Genomic DNA, 18,069 nt, shown 5'->3' on the forward strand with positions numbered 1-18,069 from the left:
CTGAACCAACGAAAGTGAACTAATGGCAGACTTATCTCATTACAGAAACATTGGTATTTTCGCCCACGTAGACGCGGGTAAAACTACCACTACAGAACGAATTTTGAAGCTTACCGGTAAGATCCACAAAACCGGTGAAGTGCACGATGGTGAGTCAACTACTGACTTCATGGAACAGGAAGCTGAGCGTGGTATTACTATCCAGTCAGCGGCTGTTACCTGTGAGTGGAAAAACCACCGCTTAAACGTAATTGATACTCCAGGACACGTTGACTTCACCGTTGAAGTTTACCGTTCACTGAAAGTACTTGACGGTGGTATCGGTGTATTCTGTGGTTCTGGTGGTGTTGAGCCGCAATCAGAAACCAACTGGCGCTATGCAAACGAGTCAGAAGTTGCCCGTGTTATCTTCGTAAACAAGCTGGACCGTATGGGTGCAGACTTCTACCGTGTGGTAGGGCAAGTTAAGAAAGTTCTTGGCGCAACGCCGCTTGTTATGACTCTGCCAATTGGTATTGAAGATGACTTCGTCGGTGTGGTGGACGTGCTGACTAAACAGGCCTACGTTTGGGATGATACTGGTCTTCCTGAAAATTACGAAATAAAAGACGTACCGGCTGACATGGTAGACAAAGTTAATGAATACCATGAAATGTTAGTGGAAACCGCTGTAGAGCAAGATGACGATCTTATGATGGCTTATATGGATGGCGAAGAGCCGTCTATTGAAGACCTTAAGCGTTGTATCCGTAAAGGTACCCGTGACCTTGCGTTCTTCCCGACGTTCTGTGGTTCTGCCTTTAAGAATAAGGGTATGCAACTGGTGCTGGACGCCGTTGTTGACTATTTGCCTAGCCCGACTGAAGTTAAGCCACAACCGCTAACTGACAAAGAAGGTGAGGAAACAGGTGAAGTTGCGACTGTATCTGTAGATGAGCCGCTTCGCGCCCTTGCATTTAAAATTATGGATGACCGCTTCGGTGCGCTTACCTTCGTACGGGTTTATTCTGGTAGGCTTAACAAAGGCGACACCATTCTTAACTCTGCTACTGGCAAGACCGAACGTGTCGGCCGCATGGTTGAGATGCAGGCTGATGAACGTAACGAACTAACGTCAGCCCATGCCGGTGATATCATCGCTATTGTTGGTATGAAGAATGTTCAGACAGGTCATACACTTTGTGATGTTAAACATCCTTGTACACTGGAAGCGATGGTTTTCCCTGATCCGGTAATCTCAATTGCAGTTGCACCTAAAGACAAGGGTGGTTCTGAGAAGATGGGTATCGCAATCGGTAAAATGGTTGCAGAAGATCCTTCATTCCGTGTTGAAACCGATGAAGATTCTGGCGAAACCATCCTTAAGGGAATGGGCGAGCTTCACCTGGACATCAAAGTAGACATCCTGAAGCGTACTTACGGTGTTGAGCTGGTAGTAGGTCAGCCGCAGGTTGCTTACCGTGAAACCATCACGCAAGAAGTTGAAGACAGCTACACGCATAAGAAGCAGTCTGGTGGTTCTGGTCAGTTCGGTAAAATCGACTACCGTATCAAGCCAGGTGAGCAAAACTCAGGCTTCACGTTCTCTTCTACTGTTGTGGGCGGTAACGTTCCTAAAGAATTCTTCCCTGCGATTGAGAAAGGCTTCAAGGGCATGATGGAAGAAGGTCCGGTAGCGGGATTCCCGGTACTTGACGTAGAAGTTGAACTGTTCGACGGTGCTTTCCACGCGGTTGACTCGTCAGCCATTGCGTTCGAAATTGCAGCGAAAGGTGCATTCCGTCAGTCTATGCCTAAAGCGGCTCCACAGCTGCTTGAGCCAGTGATGAAAGTTGACGTGTTCACGCCTGAAGATCACGTTGGTGATGTTATCGGTGACCTGAACCGTCGTCGCGGCATGATCAAGGATCAGGAAGCGGGCGCTACTGGCGTACGCATCAAAGCTGACGTACCTCTGTCAGAAATGTTCGGGTACATCGGTCACCTGCGTACCATGACATCTGGCCGTGGTCAGTTCTCAATGGAATTCAGCCACTATTCAGCATGTCCTCAGAACGTTGCTGACAAAGTGATTGAAGAAGTAAAAGCACGTAAAGAAAAGAAATAAGCTTTTCTTAACGATGTAAAAAAGCCCGCTGCTGCGGGCTTTTTTGTGCCTGTGTGTCAGTGACAGACAGGTTTGTTTGAACCATTTTGCCCGGCGTAAAATCGAGTGGTCCCTGACAAGCAATAAATTTATTAACGAAAGTAGCGGTTTTTTTGTCGGCGATTTAGCTGCTTGAACGTAGCGCTTTAGTCAGGTCGCGCCGTGCACGCTTCATTGCTTTTAATCGTGCTTTCGAGAACGCCTTTCCCGCATACTCAATATGTTCAAAGTCTTGTACCAGCGTTTTCAGCGCGTGGCAGGAAGCTGGTGACAGGTGAGGCGTCAGCGTTTGCTGATAGGCATGAAGCGGCTGGTTAACCCGCTTTATGCCGGTGTGTTTCGTTAACAGCTGTTCAGCGCGGTCGATTACCTGATAATGCTCCGGTCTGGTGTTTGGTTGCCAGCGGGGCAAAAAGTAGCTGGCAAGCAGTAATGCCAGCCCGCCGACCACGGCCAGGAAAAACAGCAGTAACTTGCGTGGAGTCAGTTCACCCAGCAGCTTCTGTAACAGATTTTGCTGCATATCCGCGTCAAACCCGAGTACCCAGCGGCTCCATAAATAGTCGGTATTGGCCAAAAACAGGCGCACCGAGCCGAACAAGGGCATGCTGTACAACCCATCAAAGGGTGAGTTGAGGGTATCGCCATTCTCTTCCAGCGCTTGCTGAAGACCAAAGCTCACTCTGGCAGGGGACACCACACTGGTTGGGTCGAACCTGACCCAGCCGCGATCGTCAATAATAGCTTCAACCCAGGCATGCGCGTCATACTGGCGTACACTCAACACGTTTTCCTGTATCGGCTCACCGCCATGATAGCCGGTGACAATGCGGGCGGGAATGCCGGCAAGACGAAGCGAGTAAGCCATGGCACTTGCATAATGGGTGCAAAATCCTGCCTGTTTATCAAACAGAAACGCGTCCACCGGATTCAGTGGCATAGGATCAGGGCTGAGCGTATAGCGAAACCCTTCCTGTACAAAGTAACCCAGCAGTTGCTGTATAAACGCGGCATCTCCCGGGTAGCGCTGGCGTAGCTGGGAAACCCAGCGTTGCGTAGCGGGGTTGCCCTTCACTGGTAACTGCAAGTTCAGCCTGCTGTCCAGCGTTAACAGCGTCTGGTTCAGTTGCACATCCGGGTATGATTTCACGTCATACGCCATCTTGCTCATCAGAGGGCGCCGGGCGATAAGCTGATAATCAGCGCCTTGCCAGATTTCATTGCCTCTGCCCTGATCTGTGACCTGGGCTATATCAATGGCGTAAAGCCAGCGCTGCCCGGTGGCTTCGGCGATAACCTGGTAGGTAAACGCCCGTCCACTGGCCGCGGGCTCAAATTCACGATTCAGCAGCTGGTACTGGTTGCGAATTTGTTTACGGGTTGGGCTTACCGACCAGGTACGCCCATCGAAATGTTCCAGAGTGATTGCCCGCCAGTAGCGTTCCTGCCGCATGGGGAGGGGACTGTCGAATGTTGCATTAAACACCAGTTCGTCTGACTGGGACAAATTAGCAATATCGCCCGGGGTAACGGACTCAGCCAGCCCGGTCGTCGAACTTTTTGCCGTAGGCATTTTCCACAATGGCGACAGATGGGGCAGTAGCAGAAACAAAATGATGGCAATCGGCAATGCCTGCGCCGATGAGACAGCCAGACTACGTGCCTGCCGGGTGAGTGACCGGCCGGGTGAGAATAGCGCCGTGAGCGCCAGTAGCAGAACAGCCAAAAGCGCCAGATACATCACCGTGTTAACCAATGACTGGCTGAATATGAAGCCACAGCCAATCAGAAAAAGTGTACTGGCAAACAGTTGCAGAAAGTCTTTTCTGCGAGTCATGAGCATGAGCTTCAGTGAGCAGGCCATAGCCAACAGGTTTATCATCGACAGTAGCAGCCCGAGATCCGTACTGAACCACGCCAGCGTTACACCGCTTAACAGTGCCAGCAGATTAATGGTTCTGCTGCTGGGGGCCCGGTTATACCAACCAGCATACAACGCCATTCTGACCAGCACTGCACATAATGCCAGTAGCATGACCCACAGTTGTAGCGGACTATAGAGGGTCAGGGTGACCGTGAGGAACACCAGAGCCAGGGTCATGCTGGCAATATGCCCGGCAATAGGCAGTCTGAGTGCACTCATGGCACCGCCCCCAAGCCAGGAAAGCGGGCCAGCGCACACAGACACTGGTGCTTGTGCGCATCACCTGAGCCCAGGGGGACTTTAATGTGGCCAAGATGAAGACCAAAGTACGCCCCTTGTTCACTCAGCGCAATCACCTGAAAGGCAAGCTTACCCAGCGCCGTTTCCACAGGTTCGCCACCGGACATTCGCAGGCAGCCGGTCTGACGTTGCGGCTGACTGAATGTTTTGCTTACCCAGTCACCGCCTTTGGCAATATTTTTCCAAGCAATACGCTGCAAAGGCTCGCCCACCTGATATCCCCGCAGGGCATAGAAGTCGTCATGCCCGGGTTGTTCACTACTGGTGTCACTGCCTTCGTCATCTTCCGGGTAAAGGGTAACCTGGCACGGGATGGGCCGGGGGTACACGGTAAGCGTTTGCTGGAAATCCAGGTGCGTCCAGCACCGGTATAGTCCCAACGGAAACAAGCTGCTTATGGTCACCCTGGGTAATTTAATAATACCGCGGGTTTGGGTGACGTAGGGCAAACTGAAGTGGGGGGGATGGCTGTCCAGATCAACGGTGAGCGGGGCAGGCTGCTGCCACCATGTCACCTCAATCTGACCATGCACTGGCTTTTCGTCGGCATCGGTTCTGACCATCAACGCCAGCATGGCCGGCTCCCCTGCATACACGGGTTTTACCGGTGTCGCCCGGATAGTCAGCCTGGCAAAGTTCTGGTAACTGGTGAACAGCGTGATAAGCATAAGGGCGAGTAAGAAATAACACAGCAGTAACATTAGGTTATTCTGGTAATTGGTGCCCAGAATAAACAGGCAGCCACACATCAGCAGATAACCCCATCCAAACCAGGAAGGAAAAATAAATACCGATTTTAAGTTGAGCGAATAATGACGGCTGGGTGGAATGCGTTGTTGCAACCAGCGCAAGGTTCGCGCCTGCCAGTGTGCACGTAATGTCATGTGCAGCTTAAGCCGCTAAAGGATCGACACTGTCCAGCAAGCGCTGGCTCAATACGTCGCTGTCGGCGTATTCGCCCTGTTGAGACCGTAGCCGGTGCTCGGTCACCGCCACGAATATTGCCTGCACGTCCTCGGGCACCAGATAATCGCGATCATGCAGCAGTGCCCAGGCTCTGGCTGACTGTAAAATGGCTTTACTGGCCCGCGGTGAAAGCGGGTTGGGGAAGCCTGGCTCGTCGCGACTATGGACCACCAACCGCAAAATATAGTTTATAACACTGTCGCTACAGTGCACCTGAGCTACGGCCTGTTGATAGTGCTGCAGGGTCTCCGGAGAAATTAACGCAGGTTGCCTCTCTGTCTTACGGTCGCTGCCCGCCCGCAACATCGACTGTTCCGCTTCCCAACTGGGATAGCCCAGTGAGATGCGCATTAAAAATCGGTCCAGCTGGGACTCCGGTAACGGGTAGGTGCCAGACTGGTAACCCGGGTTCTGCGTGCCAATCACAAAAAAAGGTGAGGGCAGTGGGTGTGTGGTGCCATCAATGCTGACTTGTTGTTCTTCCATGGCCTCCAGTAATGCGCTCTGGGTTTTGGGGCTGGCCCGGTTTATTTCATCGGCCAGCACCAGCTGACTGAAAACCGGGCCCGGACGAAACTGGAATTGCTGCTGCACAGTGTCGAATATATTTACTCCCAGCATGTCTGAGGGCAGCAGGTCAGAGGTAAACTGAATACGGGAGAAGTCCATACCAAACACATCTGACAAGGCATGGGACAACGTGGTTTTGCCCATCCCGGGTAAGTCTTCAATTAGCAGATGTCCGTTTGCCAGTAAGCAGGTGACGGCCAGCTTAAGCTGGTCGGTTTTACCGATAACATGTTGGCTGAGGGCTTTAATCACCGCATGAAATTCAGTTTTCATTACTTCTGGTTCCCCGTACTGGCGTTTTTCAAATAATATCAATTCACTAGAATTGATAAATGATACGTCTGATACGTGAGTATAGGTTATGACGTCAAAAAACTGAGTGAAAATCGGTCGTTATAAAGTGCTGCGAGACGGCCAGCGGTTGTCTATAATGGGGCATCCAAAAAAGGAAGTAGTTATGAAAAGCATTGAAATAGATGACGATTTGTATGCCTTTATCGCCGGTCAAACCAAACATATTGGCGAGAACGCATCAGACATCCTGCGCCGGTTGTTAATGCCGGAGTCGCCCGCGCCAGCGAGAGGCGAAGAAACACCGCCGGTCTCAGGCGACATGCCGGCAGACCCTGCCGTGGCGCTAACTGAAACTGCCATGCCTGCATCTGCTGAACTGATCGCTGATGCGCCAGAGCCTGCTGCAGTTTCTCAGGCATCGGGTGATATTCTGGAACAGGTAACTGAAAGCGCATTATCAACGTTTTCGAAGCGCGTGGATCAGTTTTTGTTTGTGCTGGCACAGCTACATAAACAGAACCCGCAAGCTTTTGGTGCAGTTGAACAAATCCGGGGCAAAAACCGCACGTATTTTGCGACCTCCAAAGAGGCGCTGTTAAACAATGGCTCCAGCACCAACCCCAAAGCGATACCGGATAGCCCTTACTGGGTGGTAACCAATAACAACACGGCGAAGAAAATTGCCATGTTGGAACAGGTTCTGCAAAAGCTGGGCTACGATGAAAAGGTAGTTTCTACCCTGGTCTCCCGCTTTGCGCCAGAAGGCAAGTAAGCACCACCGGAGCAATACCTGAAAGTGCTCCGGTGCCGGATAATGAACATTAAATAAGGAACTGACATGGCATTACATCCCCAGGCGGGGCAACCCGCAGCACCCGAGCAACTCATTAATGTGGCAGCGCTGGTCAGTCAGTATTACAGCTACCGCCCTTCGCCGGAAAATCCGGCTGAAGCGGTAAGTTTTGGTACCTCAGGGCATCGCGGCACAGCAGCGTCAGCAACATTTAACGACATGCATATTGCGGCAATCTGCCAGGCGCTGGCTGAGTATCGCCAACAGCAGGGGATCACAGGGCCGCTCTTTATCGGTAAAGACACGCATGCCCTGTCTGAGCCGGCCATGACCACCGCCATAGAGGTGTTATGTGCGAACAAGATCAAGGTGGTTATTCAGCGTAGCGATAACGCCAGCCGTGGATACACGCCAACGCCGGTTATTTCCCGTACCATTATTCGTTACAACCGCGCCGGGCACGATGATAAAGCCGATGGCGTGGTAATTACGCCTTCCCACAATCCGCCCGCCGATGGGGGATTTAAATATAACCCTCCCCATGGCGGCCCAGCTGACAGTGATGTCACTAAACTCATTCAGGATCGCGCTAACGCATTAATAGGGCATGGTAACAGCGACGTTAAGCGTATTACCCTTCGCGAAGCGATGCAGAGTGAGTTTTGCGAAGAAAGCGACTTTATGGAAGCGTATATCGATGACCTGGCGCAGGTTATTGACATGCAGGCGATAGCCGATGCCGGGCTGAAGCTGGGTACCGACCCACTTGGCGGCGCGGGTATCGGTTACTGGGATCGTATCGCCGAGAAGTACGGTCTGGATATTGCGGTGGTCAATGCCCGGGTCGATCACCAGTTTGGTTTCATGCGTCGCGATAAAGACGGCAAACTGCGGATGGACTGTTCTTCAGCCTACGCTATGGCCGGCTTAATTGAGCTGAAAGATAATTTCGATTTGGCGTGTGGTAACGATCCCGACTTCGACCGCCACGGCATTGTGTGCAAAAGCGTCGGGCTGATGAACCCGAATCATTATCTGGCGGTGGCGATTGACTATTTATATCAACATCGCCCGCAATGGCCGGCATCGTTGAAAGTGGGTAAAACCCTGGTTTCCAGTAGTATGATTGACCGGGTTGCGGACAACCTGGGTAAGCAGGTTGCTGAGATGCCGGTGGGTTTTAAATGGTTTGTAGGTGGTTTAACGACCAGTGAAATTGGCTTTGCCGGCGAAGAAAGTGCCGGCGGGATTTTCCTGCAGCGTGACGGCAATACCTGGGCCACCGACAAAGACGGGTTCATCCTGTGCTTACTGGCGGCAGAAATACTGGCGGTTACCGGTAAAGATCCCGGTGAACACTACCAGGCACTGACGTCTCAGTTCGGCGCGCCTTACTATACCCGTATGGATGTTGCAGCCAGCCTGGAGGAGAAAGCCAAGTTATCGGCCATGGATGCTTCGGTAGTCACCAGCAAAGAACTGGCCGGGGAGGCCATTACTAATGTTCAGACTAAGGCGCCGGGCAATAACGCCAGTATTGGGGGCGTAAAGGTCTCCACCGAAAACGGCTGGTTTGCAGCCCGCCCCTCGGGCACGGAACAAATCTATAAAATCTACGCGGAAAGCTTTAATGGTGAAAGTCACTTACAGGAATTAGTGAAGGAAGCGGAAGCCTTAGTAGGAAAAATCATCCGCTAAGCGGTTAAGGGCAGTGTGCTGCTGCCAATTTTGTAATAATAATGTTAAATAAAACACTTTTGCATACGTTTTCATCAAAAAATTACGTAATTTAACAGAAATTTTACAAACATGCGGCGGGAACACTGCTATATTGCGGGCATATGATGCTATTTTCTTGTAATTTAATTACATTGATTGTGGCGTATCAGAGATGTGAGGCATTCTGCCACGTCTCCCGCCGCATCCTTAACAGTGAGAACACACTATGAACGCGAAAGTGATGAAAACAACACCAGCTGCGAAAATAGACAAATCTGAATTTAAAGCGGCGGTCGTCCGGCATTTACACTGCACCCTGGGCACCGACGAAAACAAAGCCAACAACCACGCCTGGTGGAAAGCCACGTGCGCTGCCATGCAGGAGCAAGTGCTGGAAGGGCTTCGCAAAACCCAGAAAACCCACTACATGAATGACACCCGTGCGGTGCATTACTTTTCGGCTGAATTTCTTATGGGCCGTTTGCTGTCAAATAACCTGCAAAACTTTGGCTTATATGAAGTGGCCAGTGGTGCACTGAAAGAGCTAGGGGTAGAGCTGGCAGATGTAATGGAAGAAGAGCCAGACATGGCGCTTGGGAATGGCGGCCTGGGTCGACTGGCAGCCTGTTTTATTGACTCGCTGGCGACCATGGAACTGCCCGCTATAGGCTATGGCCTGCACTACGAGCACGGCTTGTTCCGTCAGGAAATCAGAAGCGGTGCTCAAATAGAACGTCCTGATAGCTGGCGTGACTATGGCAACCCATGGGAAATCTGCCGCCCTGAGTCAATCCAGGAAGTCTCGCTGTACGGATATGTGGAAACCAAATACGGTGAGAACGGCGGCATTCAGAAAGAGTGGCACCCGGGCATGATTGTAAAAGGGGTGCCATGGGACATCCCGGTAGTCGGTTACGAAGGTAAAACCGTCAACGTGCTGCGTTTGTGGCAGAGTGAAGCGTCGGGCTACTTTAACTGGGACGTATTCAACGCCGGTGGTTACGTTGACGCGCAGCGCGAAAACGTGCAGGCAGAGACCATTTCTAAGGTACTTTACCCTAACGATGAAACTGAAGCCGGCAAAGAGCTACGTCTTATTCAGCAGTACTTCTTCTGCTCGTGTTCACTGAAAGACATCATTCGTCGTTACAAGCGCGCACACGGCGATGACTGGAGCCGCTTCCCCGAGCAGGTGGTGGTGCAGCTTAACGACACCCATCCGGCCATTGCCATCCCAGAGCTGATGCGCATTCTGCTGGATCGCGCCGAACTGGACTGGGATACGGCCTGGGGTATCTGTACCAAGGTGTTCGCGTATACTAACCATACCTTGCTGCCTGAAGCGCTGGAAAAGTGGCCGGCTCGCATGATTGAAAAAATCCTGCCTCGTCACCTGGAGATCATTTACGAAATTAATCACCGTTTCATGTCGGTGGTTGATAAAAAGTGGCCTGGTGATAACGCCGTGAAAGCCAAGTTGTCGATTATTGAAGAAGGTCACGAGAAAATGGTGCGTATGGGCCACCTGTCTGTGATTGGCTCCTTCGCGGTAAATGGGGTGGCAGAAATTCACTCTAAGCTGGTGAAACAGAATCTGTTCCCTGAATTTGACCAACTGTGGCCGGGTAAGCTGACTAACGTTACCAACGGCATTACGCCTCGTCGCTGGCTGAAAGCCTGTAACCCTAAGCTGTCGAAATTGATTGATAAGAAAATCGGTGAAGACTGGCCGAAGGACCTGTACAAGCTCGAAGGACTGGCGAAACTGGCAGATAACAAAGCCTTCCAGAAGCAGTTTATGCAGGTGAAGCAGGAAAATAAACAGTTGCTGGCAGAAGAGATTAAAGCCTCAACCGGTATTGATGTAGATACTAAAGCGATATTCGACGTGCAGATTAAGCGTTTGCACGAATATAAGCGCCAGCATCTGAACCTGCTCCACATCATGGCGCTGTATCGCCGTCTGCTGGAAAATCCGGATTACGATATGCACCCGCGGGTGTTCATCTTTGGGGCGAAGGCTGCACCAGGCTACAAGCTGGCCAAAGACATTATATTTGCGATCAATAAAGTAGCAGATAAAGTGAATAACGACCCCCGGGTTAACGGTAAGCTGAAAGTGGTATTTTTGCCGAACTACCGGGTCTCTCTGGCAGAGAAGATGATTCCGGCGTCAGATGTGTCTGAGCAAATCAGTACTGCGGGTAAAGAAGCCTCAGGCACCGGCAACATGAAGCTGGCACTGAACGGTGCGCTTACCATAGGCACGCTGGATGGGGCGAATATTGAAATTGCCGAGGAAGTGGGCGATGACAATATCTTTATCTTCGGTATGACCGTGGAAGAAGTGGATGCATTGCGTGAGAAGGGCTATAACCCTCATGATTACTATTATCGCGATGCAGAAATTAAAGCTGTACTGGACTGGCTGGAAACGGATTACTTCACGCCAGGCAGCCCGGGCGCACTGGTATCAATTAAGCAAAGCTTGCTGGATGGCGGTGACCCGTACATGGTACTGGCCGATTTCCGCGCCTACTCTGATGCACAACTGAAAGTAGATGAAGCGTATCGCGATACTGCGCGCTGGGCGAAGATGGCTATTATCAATACGGCCAAGATGGGTAAATTTACCTCTGACCGCTCCATTAAAGATTACGTGGAACGTATCTGGAAGCTGGAAAGCTGCCCTGTTGAAAAATAGTCTCGCTGACTGCTGAGAAACAAAAGCCCGGTTAACCGGGCTTTTTTGTGTTTAAGGGGCAGGTGATGGCTGCACCTAATCTGTTTAGCTGGCTACCAGACAAAGGTACGACTGATAGCCGCAACTACACGTTCATCAGTCAGGTAGGAGTTCAGGTTGGTGGTCTCTGCCGCTACTTCAATGTTAAAACCCTGCCAGGTTGTCAGCCAGGCCAGTCTTACGTGCTGGTAGGATTTATCAGCCCCTTCCCAGGTATATTTATCGCCATCCAGAGAGGTAGAGCTGTCGGCACTCAGCCGCAATCGTTGGTGCTCTGTCAGTAGCCAGCTGTGTGCAATCTCGATGATGGTATGACGGGCACCGGTGCCGGAGTAATCCCACGCATACCAGAGGTTAAGCTCTGATTCACCGCCGCCCCATGCGTACGCAAAATAAGAAAATATTTCCGGGTAGTTGATGGTGCTACTGGTACTGCCACGGTGGTAACTAAAATAGGTAATGCCGTAGTCGAGTTGCAGCGATGAATTGAGCGCCACGCGATGACCCAGGTAGCCATCAATTTCAAGCTTACCGTCTTCACCGTAATCGACATTCGCCGCCCATGCACCCACATACACGCCGCTGTCGGCCAGGTAATCCAGTGACGCCTGCAGGGTAGGGTTGTTTTCTGTTTGGCTGATGCCTAAAAACACATGGTCGGTGGCGGCAGTGACGGTGGCTGACGTATCAGCAATGGCAGGCGCAGCCAGGCCAGTGGCCAGCAATGCGCAAAACGCAGTTTTCATTGTATAGGAGAGTCCGTTTTTTTCATTAGTTATACCACCAATTCGTGAACTTTCACGCAGTGGTTGACTATTTGAACCAGGAAGGCAGGTGGGCACGGATTAGCTGTTTACATTTAGGTTAATTTCGCTGTTATCAGTCAAGGCAATTTGAACTGTGTAAGGTTCTAACGGAAAAACGCACTGGAGTAGGGGGACGGTAAAATATACTTGGCAAGTACGCTCGTATAGTTAAAGGAGGAGAAGTACGAGAAGCTTATGGGAAAGCCAGCTCTGTAAGATTACTGTTCAGGACAAAAGACTACTTTCAAGTTATGCCCCCTTCGCGAATAACTTCTACGAATGCGGATTAACAAGTCGTCGCGATTTTACATTGTTTAGTAGGCAAATTGTGGTGCGTATGGAGATACGCACCAGCTTTTTATAGTAAATTATTTTTTAATTCTGCGACGCACAGCAAGACCCGCCAATCCTAAACCAAATATCGCTAAAGACGTTGGTTCAGGGACATTAACGTTTCTACACTGAGGCTGGGTTGGATCTGCGACACACGAGTCAACTGCTTGTTGGCCAACCCCAAACGAAAAGTTATCCCAGGTAGTGATGCCACCCGGATCTGTACCGCCGACTCTTAGAGATGAGACAAACACGGTCGGGTCAAACACCACGCCAAAGAATTCACTATGAGTTGTACCAGTAGAAGAACTGAAATTAAAAATAGTCTCAGCGCCCGTATCGGCATCAGTTAAAATCAACTGCATGCCACCACCATCATTATCATAAACGTCAAAGGCAACAGCGTTCACAGGGGAGGCAAAGGATACGTCAAAGCTAATCAGTGAAGCGGAGCGTCTATCACCGTAAATAGCCGGCGCGCTGCCAAGTACATTGGAATTACTAATACGGATATAACTACCATTTCCGGTATTATTATAAACATTTCCGGCAGTGGTGGTAATACCGCTGGTACCGTCACCAGTCGCACCGTCAATACCGTCGACGGTAAAAGAATATAAAGACGCTTCCCACGCAGCTCTTGCTTCGGCGCTCGTCATTGTAACGCCGTTATTCAAAACGCTAGAGCCTTGAAAGGTAATTATTGCGGCGTTACTGACAGCTGAGGCTGAAAGTGCTAATGCTGCAAACAAAAATTTTATTTTTTTCATAGTTTTCCTCAGTTTAATTTTACAGTGATCTTCCATAAATCACCGGCTGCTCAGTAAGCACTTAGTGTGCCAATATATAAATGATTGTTTTTTATATGTATTATTTTGGTGGAATTCGGAGTTGTAAAATTTACTGACAAATATTGGTGCAATTTTATTCAATCTATATTGTAAACAAAAAAATTAAATATGATGAGTAACGTACCGATTAGTAATAGTTGTTGAATTACCGTCTTGAAGGATATGCGCGGTAAATCGGAGACTAAGTAGTTTAAATGGCACTAGTAAGTGGTGAGGTAGGGGTCCAGCAAGAGAAAAGAAGTGAGCCAGCTTTTTCAGCCGGGAGTGTTCAACGTCCGCACCGGCCGCCCCCTGCAAGCAGGAGCAGCCGGTCTCAAGGGGGTTAAAATGAAAATGTGCGGCTTACCGCGACCACTATCCGCTCATCAGCCAGTTCAGAGTCCAGAGTGGTGTTTTCGGCAGCCACTTCAATGGCAAAGCCTTGCCAGCTGGTCTGCCAGGCAATTTTAACGTGTTGATATGAGGTATCACTGCCTTCCCATGACCATTTGTCGCCATCCAGAGAATTAGAGCTGTCGGCACTGATACGCAGCGCATGGTTTTCTGCCAGCGGAATAGTGTGCGCTATTTCAACAATAGTGTGGCCTGCGCCGGTGCCGAAATAGTCCCATGTATACCAGAAATTTGCTTCCGTGGTGCCGCTGCCCCAGCCATATCCAAACTTGGCATACATCTCTGGATAGTTAAGTTCACTGCTGTCGTCGCCACCGTGATAAGTATAATAAGCAATGCCGTAATCCACACTCACAGACTCATCAAGCTGAACAAAATGACCTATGTAGCCGTCCAGTTCCTGGTCTGCGCTGGCGCCGTAGTCCACATTAGAGGTCCACACCCCGGCATACACACCACCTGAGGCCGCATAATCCAGCGATGCCTGGAGGGCGGGGTCATTATCGGTCTGGCTTACCCCATTAAACATATAGTCGCTGGCCCCGGTGACGGTTACCGACCAGTTGGCCATGGCACCGGTGGTCCAGCAGGAAAGCAAAGCGAGTGTCATTATTGATTTTTTCATCGAGGGTTCCTAAGCGTGCTTTTCAGCGTCTTCACATTGAGCCCATCAACTACAAATTAACCGGGACCCGACACTCGTCCTGCCGGGTTCGGTTTATCAAACAGGCGCTTACCTATCTTTATATAGCTCATCTTCACGAGTTTCGCGCCTATCAGCACAGTTACGTGAATGAGCTACATGCAAAACTAAATACTCTCCGAGCGTTGTTTGGTTTCCCAGTCCGAATCAATTGCCACCGGCACGGTTTCCATGGTGAGTGGCGGCTTGCCCAGGATAATATCAGCCGCTTTCTCGGCGACCATAATCGTAGGGCCATTCAGGTTGCCATTTGGAATGGTCGGAAAGATTGAGGAGTCCACCACGTGCAGGTTCTCGATGCCCCGTACCCGGGTAGTGGAGTCCACCACCGCCATATCGTCCTCGCCCATTTTGCAGGTGCAGGAGGGGTGGTAGGCGCTTTCCACGGCATCCCGCACAAACGCATCTATATCTTCATCAGACTGAATGTCCTCGCCGGGTTGGATCTCTTTACCGCGATACTCATCCATAGCAGGCTGATTAATAATTTCCCGTGTCAGCCGCACACAGGCTCTGAATCCTTCAATGTCTTCCTCATGCTGTAAGTAGTTAAACAGAATGGAGGGCGGCTGTTGCGGATCGGCTGATTTTGCTTTTACCCGACCGCGACTTTTCGGTTTGTTATGGCCAATGTGTACCTGAAACCCGTGACCGTCGAAGGCACTTTTACCGTCGTAGCGAATGGCCGCAGGCAAAAAGTGATACTGTAAGTCTGGCCATTTGACCCCGGCTTTAGAGCGAATAAAGCCGCATGACTCAAAGTGGTTGGTAGCGCCCAGACCGTCTTTAAACAACAGCCAGCGTGCCCCGATTAAGCCCTTGGAAATAAGCCCCAGTTTGCCGTTCAGTGTGATAGGCTTTTTACAACGGAACTGGAAGTAAAACTCCAGGTGATCCTGCAAATTCTGTCCCACACCTGGCAAATGATGATTAACCGGCAGGCCGGCTTCCTCCAGATGTTCACGATCTCCTATGCCCGACAGTTGCAGCAGGTGAGGAGAGCCAATGGAGCCGGCACTGAGAATGACTTTGCGACTCGCTTTAACGTCCACAGTGTCGCCACCTTGCCGGTACTGCACACCTACTGCCTTGTTATCTTCAAGGAGAACTTTGTGGACTTGCACATGGGTAAGAATCGTGAGGTTATTTCGGGATTTAACCGGATCCAGATAAGCGCGAGCGGTCGAGCAACGCTTGCCACCTTTCACCGTCATATGCATGGGGCCAAACCCTTCTTGTTGCTTGGCGTTGTAATCATGGGTAATGGGGTAGCCTGCCTGATGGCCTGCATCAATGAAGGCGCGGTATAATGGGTTCTCCATTTCATTACCGTTGTTCACACCCACAGGGCCATCGTCGCCCCGGTAGGTATCACCACCCAGGTACCAGGATTCGGCGCGTTTGAAATAGGGCAGGCAGGCCTGGTAACCCCAGCCTTTAGCCCCTTCTTCTTCCCATTCGTTGAAGTCATGGGCGTGACCTCGCACATATACCATGCCGTTAATAGAAGAAGAACCGCCTAACACCTTGCCGCGTGGGCAATGCATTGTACGGTCGTTCAGGTAAGGCTCGGGGTCGGTGTGAAATTGCCACGCGTACTTGTCGGTGTTCATCGGGATCGAAAGCGCCGTGGGCATCTGAATAAAAATGCTTTTGTCGCTCCCTCCGGTTTCGAGCAGCAATACTTTATGATCGCTATTCTCGCTGAGCCGGTTAGCCAGCACGCAGCCAGCTGATCCTGCACCTACAATGATATAATCATAATCTTGCATGGCGTCTCCTAAAAGGGGGCTTCCAGTTTATTCATACCCACATACACCGACTTGGTTTGCGTGTAGTGGTGCAATGTTTCAATGCCATTCTCCCGGCCGACCCCAGAAAGTTTATAACCACCTACTGGCATTTCGGCGGGGGAGGCACCATAACTGTTAATCCAGCATATGCCTGCCTGTAATTTGCTCACCACACGGTGGGCCCGGCGAATATCTGTCGTCATTACTCCGGCTGCCAGACCCATAGGTGTGGCATTAGCACGTTTGATCACTTCGTTTTCGTCATCAAAGGTAAGCACACTCATAACCGGACCGAATATTTCTTCGCGGCAGATGGTCATATCGTCGGTACAGTCGGTGAAAACGGTGGCAGCAACAAAATATCCATCAGGCGCAGAATCAGGTTTAATACGCTCGCCACCAATGGCGACAGTGGCGCCTTCTTGTTTGCCCTTTTCAATATAGGACATAACTAACTCAAGATGCTCCTCAGAGATAAGTGCACCAAAATTGGTGTCAGGGTCAGTGGGGTCGCCTGCTATTATATTATTGCGGGTGCGCTCCAGCAGGGAGTCCATGAATTTGTCATAAATACTTTGTTGGACAAACACCCGTGTACAGTTAGTACAAACCTCACCCTGGGTATAGAAGTTTCCGAGCATCGCAGCCGAGACCGCTTCCTCGATATCTGCATCCTCGAAAACCAACAGCGGCGACTTGCCGCCCAGCTCCATGGTGACATCTTTCAGCGTCTCCGACGCACTGCCCATTACCTTGCGCCCCGTGCCGACTTCACCGGTAAATGAGACTTTTTTGATTTGGTCATGACTGGTAAGCCACTGACCCACTTCACCTTCGCCGTGGACGACATTGAAAACCCCACGCGGGACGCCGGCTTTAATGAATACCCTGGCCAGCTCTACGGCTCCGCGCGGTGTTTCTTCTGAGGGCTTGAATATCATGGCGTTACCGGCAGCCAGCGCCGGGCCCGACTTCCAGCAGGCAATCTGTAACGGGTAATTCCAAGCGCCAATGCCGGCGCAGATACCTAAGGGCTCGCGGCGGGTGTAATAAAAATCACCGTCTACTTCTTGTTGCTGACCCACCTGCGTAGGCGAGAGCGAAGCAAAAAACTCGATGACATCGGCGCCGGTCGCCACGTCTACCTCGCTAGCCTCCTGAATGGGCTTACCCGTATCGAGGACTTCAACATTTGCCAGGCTGTCGTTATTTTCACGCAACAGTGCTACCGCACGGTGCAATATACGCGCACGCTCTTTGGCCGGTGTGGCAGACCACACTGCAAAGCCGCGCCGGGCACTTTCGATAGCTTTTTCACGAACAAACTCGTCGGCCACCTCGACCTCATAAAGTTGTTCTCCGGTAGCAGGATTGATTACAGCGAATGTCTCACCGCTTTGGTTAGACAGTGGTTCGCCATCAATAAAATTAGTTAACCTGTCGGCTGTCATCGGGATCCCTCTTGTTGTCTGCGCCTGCAGGCAACCCGCAGGCTATTGCATCTTAATCAATAGCATCAATACGGATTTTCGCCATAAAAAGACCGCTTAACGATAAAAACCTGGCACCCATGAAATGGGTCACCCATAAATCAGCGGAAATCGCCGATATTGTTGTTAAAAACGTCAAATGTCTTACAAAGGGTCGATTTTAGGTTGCGAAGGCCGCATGCACATGGTTTTATAGCTTCATAATTACAAAAATAGTCGTATTGCTTGCCCGGGCAAGAGGAAGC

Annotated in this window: 12 protein-coding genes; 4 read left to right on the forward strand and 8 right to left on the reverse strand. The window is 50.7% G+C overall.

What is annotated here, in order from left to right; genetic code table 11:
* Positions 1-22 precede the first annotated feature (22 nt).
* Positions 23-2,107 (forward strand): elongation factor G, encoded by a 2,085-nt coding sequence (fusA, locus tag OCL06_RS04465; RefSeq protein ID WP_262992547.1) that lies wholly within the window; start codon positions 23-25, stop codon positions 2,105-2,107.
* A gap of 163 nt (positions 2,108-2,270) precedes the next feature.
* Here fusA and OCL06_RS04470 read toward each other — a convergent pair whose 3' ends face one another.
* From OCL06_RS04470 to OCL06_RS04480, 3 genes are read right to left on the reverse strand one after another with little or no spacing between them, the layout of a single operon-like run.
* Positions 2,271-4,289 carry a transglutaminase TgpA family protein gene (locus OCL06_RS04470; RefSeq protein ID WP_262992548.1) on the reverse strand — a complete coding sequence of 673 codons (2,019 nt, stop codon included), beginning with the start codon at positions 4,287-4,289 and terminating at the stop codon, positions 2,271-2,273.
* On the reverse strand, positions 4,286-5,254 hold the full coding sequence (locus OCL06_RS04475) for a DUF58 domain-containing protein (protein ID WP_262992549.1): 969 nt from the start codon (positions 5,252-5,254) through the stop codon (positions 4,286-4,288). Before OCL06_RS04475 ends, OCL06_RS04470 begins: the two co-directional genes overlap by 4 nt.
* 7 nt (positions 5,255-5,261) lie before the next feature.
* On the reverse strand, positions 5,262-6,179 hold the full coding sequence (locus OCL06_RS04480) for an AAA family ATPase (RefSeq protein WP_262992550.1): 918 nt from the start codon (positions 6,177-6,179) through the stop codon (positions 5,262-5,264).
* Positions 6,180-6,363: 184 nt separating this feature from the next.
* On the opposite strand from OCL06_RS04480, the gene seqA reads away from it, so the two are divergent.
* The 3 genes from seqA (at position 6,364) to OCL06_RS04495 (ending at position 11,416) form a co-directional block, all read left to right on the forward strand.
* Positions 6,364-6,972 (forward strand): replication initiation negative regulator SeqA, encoded by a 609-nt coding sequence (gene seqA / locus OCL06_RS04485; RefSeq protein WP_262992551.1) that lies wholly within the window; start codon positions 6,364-6,366, stop codon positions 6,970-6,972.
* Between the two features lie 66 nt (positions 6,973-7,038).
* Complete coding sequence (pgm, locus tag OCL06_RS04490) at positions 7,039-8,691, forward strand: phosphoglucomutase (alpha-D-glucose-1,6-bisphosphate-dependent) (RefSeq protein ID WP_262992552.1); 1,653 nt, start codon at positions 7,039-7,041, stop codon at positions 8,689-8,691.
* Positions 8,692-8,938: 247 nt separating this feature from the next.
* A complete protein-coding gene (locus OCL06_RS04495) occupies positions 8,939-11,416 on the forward strand; it encodes a glycogen/starch/alpha-glucan phosphorylase (RefSeq protein WP_262992553.1) in 2,478 nt (825 codons plus the stop codon).
* Between the two features lie 92 nt (positions 11,417-11,508).
* Here the strand turns inward: OCL06_RS04495 and OCL06_RS04500 are convergent, their stop codons facing one another.
* The 5 genes from OCL06_RS04500 to betB all read right to left on the reverse strand — a co-directional run bounded on the left by OCL06_RS04500 (position 11,509) and on the right by betB (position 17,785).
* Positions 11,509-12,201, reverse strand: coding sequence for a TorF family putative porin (locus OCL06_RS04500; protein WP_262992554.1), 693 nt, complete (start codon positions 12,199-12,201; stop codon positions 11,509-11,511).
* A 428-nt stretch (positions 12,202-12,629) separates the two neighbouring features.
* Entirely contained in the window at positions 12,630-13,364 is a 735-nt protein-coding gene (locus OCL06_RS04505; protein ID WP_262992555.1) for a PEP-CTERM sorting domain-containing protein, read from the reverse strand.
* 403 nt (positions 13,365-13,767) lie between these two features.
* Positions 13,768-14,463 (reverse strand): TorF family putative porin, encoded by a 696-nt coding sequence (locus OCL06_RS04510; RefSeq protein ID WP_262992556.1) that lies wholly within the window; start codon positions 14,461-14,463, stop codon positions 13,768-13,770.
* A gap of 185 nt (positions 14,464-14,648) precedes the next feature.
* On the reverse strand, positions 14,649-16,313 hold the full coding sequence (gene betA / locus OCL06_RS04515) for a choline dehydrogenase (protein WP_262992557.1): 1,665 nt from the start codon (positions 16,311-16,313) through the stop codon (positions 14,649-14,651).
* Positions 16,314-16,321: 8 nt separating this feature from the next.
* Positions 16,322-17,785, reverse strand: a complete 1,464-nt coding sequence (betB, locus tag OCL06_RS04520) for a betaine-aldehyde dehydrogenase (protein WP_262992558.1) — start codon at positions 17,783-17,785, stop codon at positions 16,322-16,324.
* Positions 17,786-18,069: the final 284 nt, after the last annotated feature.

Source organism: Alteromonas salexigens (assembly GCF_025628895.1).
GTDB classification, from domain to species: domain Bacteria; phylum Pseudomonadota; class Gammaproteobacteria; order Enterobacterales; family Alteromonadaceae; genus Alteromonas; species Alteromonas salexigens.

Bases quoted from the DNA above. Each gene is read 5' to 3' on its own strand.
- fusA (WP_262992547.1), top strand. From the start codon at position 23: ATGGCAGACTTATCTCATTACAGAAACATTGGTATTTTCGCCCACGTA.
- OCL06_RS04510 (WP_262992556.1), bottom strand. From the start codon at position 14,463: ATGAAAAAATCAATAATGACACTCGCTTTGCTTTCCTGCTGGACCACC.
- OCL06_RS04470 (WP_262992548.1), bottom strand. From the start codon at position 4,289: ATGAGTGCACTCAGACTGCCTATTGCCGGGCATATTGCCAGCATGACC.
- OCL06_RS04480 (WP_262992550.1), bottom strand. From the start codon at position 6,179: ATGAAAACTGAATTTCATGCGGTGATTAAAGCCCTCAGCCAACATGTT.
- OCL06_RS04495 (WP_262992553.1), top strand. From the start codon at position 8,939: ATGAACGCGAAAGTGATGAAAACAACACCAGCTGCGAAAATAGACAAA.
- OCL06_RS04475 (WP_262992549.1), bottom strand. From the start codon at position 5,254: ATGACATTACGTGCACACTGGCAGGCGCGAACCTTGCGCTGGTTGCAA.
- pgm (WP_262992552.1), top strand. From the start codon at position 7,039: ATGGCATTACATCCCCAGGCGGGGCAACCCGCAGCACCCGAGCAACTC.
- OCL06_RS04505 (WP_262992555.1), bottom strand. From the start codon at position 13,364: ATGAAAAAAATAAAATTTTTGTTTGCAGCATTAGCACTTTCAGCCTCA.
- betB (WP_262992558.1), bottom strand. From the start codon at position 17,785: ATGACAGCCGACAGGTTAACTAATTTTATTGATGGCGAACCACTGTCT.
- seqA (WP_262992551.1), top strand. From the start codon at position 6,364: ATGAAAAGCATTGAAATAGATGACGATTTGTATGCCTTTATCGCCGGT.
- betA (WP_262992557.1), bottom strand. From the start codon at position 16,313: ATGCAAGATTATGATTATATCATTGTAGGTGCAGGATCAGCTGGCTGC.
- OCL06_RS04500 (WP_262992554.1), bottom strand. From the start codon at position 12,201: ATGAAAACTGCGTTTTGCGCATTGCTGGCCACTGGCCTGGCTGCGCCT.